Source organism: Pantoea stewartii subsp. stewartii, assembly GCF_008801695.1.
Lineage (GTDB): Bacteria > Pseudomonadota > Gammaproteobacteria > Enterobacterales > Enterobacteriaceae > Pantoea > Pantoea stewartii.
The window spans coordinates 1-1,599 of sequence record NZ_VZPF01000189.1; the positions used below are offsets into that span (position 1 = coordinate 1).

The window sequence follows — 1,599 nt, forward strand, 5'->3', positions numbered from 1 at the left end:
GACGTGGTTGCGTTACGTCATCGGTCATATACAGGACTGGCCGGTGAACCGGGTCCGCGATCTGCTGCCATGGAAGGTCGAGCTTCCCTCTGCCTGAACGTCAATACGGTCTGAATGCGACGCTTACAGGTTTACCATCAGAAAAGCGGTTGCTCCGCGCACTTTTCTGCTGTTAGATGTGATAAAAGAATGTCCATAGCTTATCTGCGGGTTATCAGACCCGCTTAACGGTGGGGTTACAGTGAAACTGGATGAAATTGCGCGCCTGGCGGGTGTATCGCGCACCACGGCCAGTTACGTCATTAATGGAAAGGCACGGCAGTATCGTGTCAGCGATAAAACCGTTGAGAAAGTCATGGCGGTGGTCCGCGAGCATAACTATCATCCTAATGCTGTGGCGGCAGGGCTGCGCGCCGGGCGCACGCGCTCGATCGGTCTGGTGATTCCCGATCTGGAAAACACCAGTTATACACGTATTGCTAACTATCTTGAGCGTCAGGCCCGCCAGCGTGGCTACCAGTTATTGATCGCCTGTTCTGAAGATCAGCCTGACAATGAAATGCGCTGTATTGAGCATCTGCTGCAACGCCAGGTGGACGCCATTATCGTATCCACTTCACTTCCTCCTGAGCATCCTTTTTATCAGCGCTGGATTAACAATCCCCTGCCCATCATCGCACTGGACCGCGCGCTGGATCGTGAACACTTTACCAGCGTGGTCGGTGCTGACCAGGACGATGCTTATGCCCTGGCGGCTGAACTGCGTCAGCTTAAGGTCAGCAACGTTCTGTTCATGGGCGCGTTACCAGAATTATCGGTCAGCTTTCTGCGTGAACTGGGATTCAGAGAAGCCTGGAAAGGGGATGAGCGTCCCATCGACTTCCTCTATTGCAATAGTTTTGAGCGCACGGCGTCGGCCGCCGTGTTCGAAAAGTATTTGCAGGATCACTCAATGCCAGACGCGCTGTTCACCACGTCATTCGGCCTGTTACAGGGTGTGATGGATGTGACCCTGAAGCGTAACGGCCGCCTGCCGTCCAATCTGGCGATCGCCACCTTTGGCGATCATGAACTGCTGGACTTCCTGGAGTGCCCGGTGTTATCGGTAGGCCAGCGTCATCGTGATGTAGCCGAACGGGTACTGGAATTGGTATTAGCGTCTCTCGATGAACCGCGTAAACCCAAGCCTGGATTAACGCGTATTCGCCGCAATTTATTACGTCGCGGACAATTAAGCAGAATTTCTAATTAATAATACGGGCAGCGATTTGTCTGCCCCGATGTTTAAATGCTGTTTTTAAACTCTTTCTTATCCAAAGTAAAAAAGCGTAAGCGTTTGACATTCATTCTAACAAATTAAGTTAACAGACCATTCTTGTTTACTTACAACTTAACGCTGGTTTAGCCCCTTAACATCAGGCGAGTGGCTAAATAACTGATCCTAATACCGCTACACTTTAGCCAGCCCATGTTTTCCCCCGGGGAATGGGCTGACGGTATTCATAAAGTGATGGACCTTTTTCAACAGTTGCCACATTGAACTGCACTGGTGATTTCGGGTTATTGTCTCATGAAGCGCCTGCCACAACCGTTCGACAT

The 1,599-nt window shown here is 51.1% G+C and carries 2 protein-coding genes and 1 pseudogene; 2 read left to right on the forward strand and 1 reads right to left on the reverse strand.

The window, feature by feature from the left end; all coding sequences use genetic code 11:
* Both F7Q90_RS25575 and cra read left to right on the forward strand, forming a co-directional pair.
* Nucleotides 1-97, forward strand: a 97-nt coding sequence (locus tag F7Q90_RS25575) for a transposase domain-containing protein (RefSeq protein ID WP_151160719.1), incomplete at its 5' end; no start/stop codon positions are given.
* Nucleotides 98-241: 144 nt separating this feature from the next.
* Nucleotides 242-1,252 (forward strand): catabolite repressor/activator, encoded by a 1,011-nt coding sequence (gene cra, locus F7Q90_RS25580; protein WP_006117666.1) that lies wholly within the window; start codon nucleotides 242-244, stop codon nucleotides 1,250-1,252.
* A gap of 198 nt (nucleotides 1,253-1,450) precedes the next feature.
* Here cra and F7Q90_RS25585 read toward each other — a convergent pair.
* Nucleotides 1,451-1,599: pseudogene (locus F7Q90_RS25585) on the reverse strand (IS630 family transposase); the annotation flags it as partial.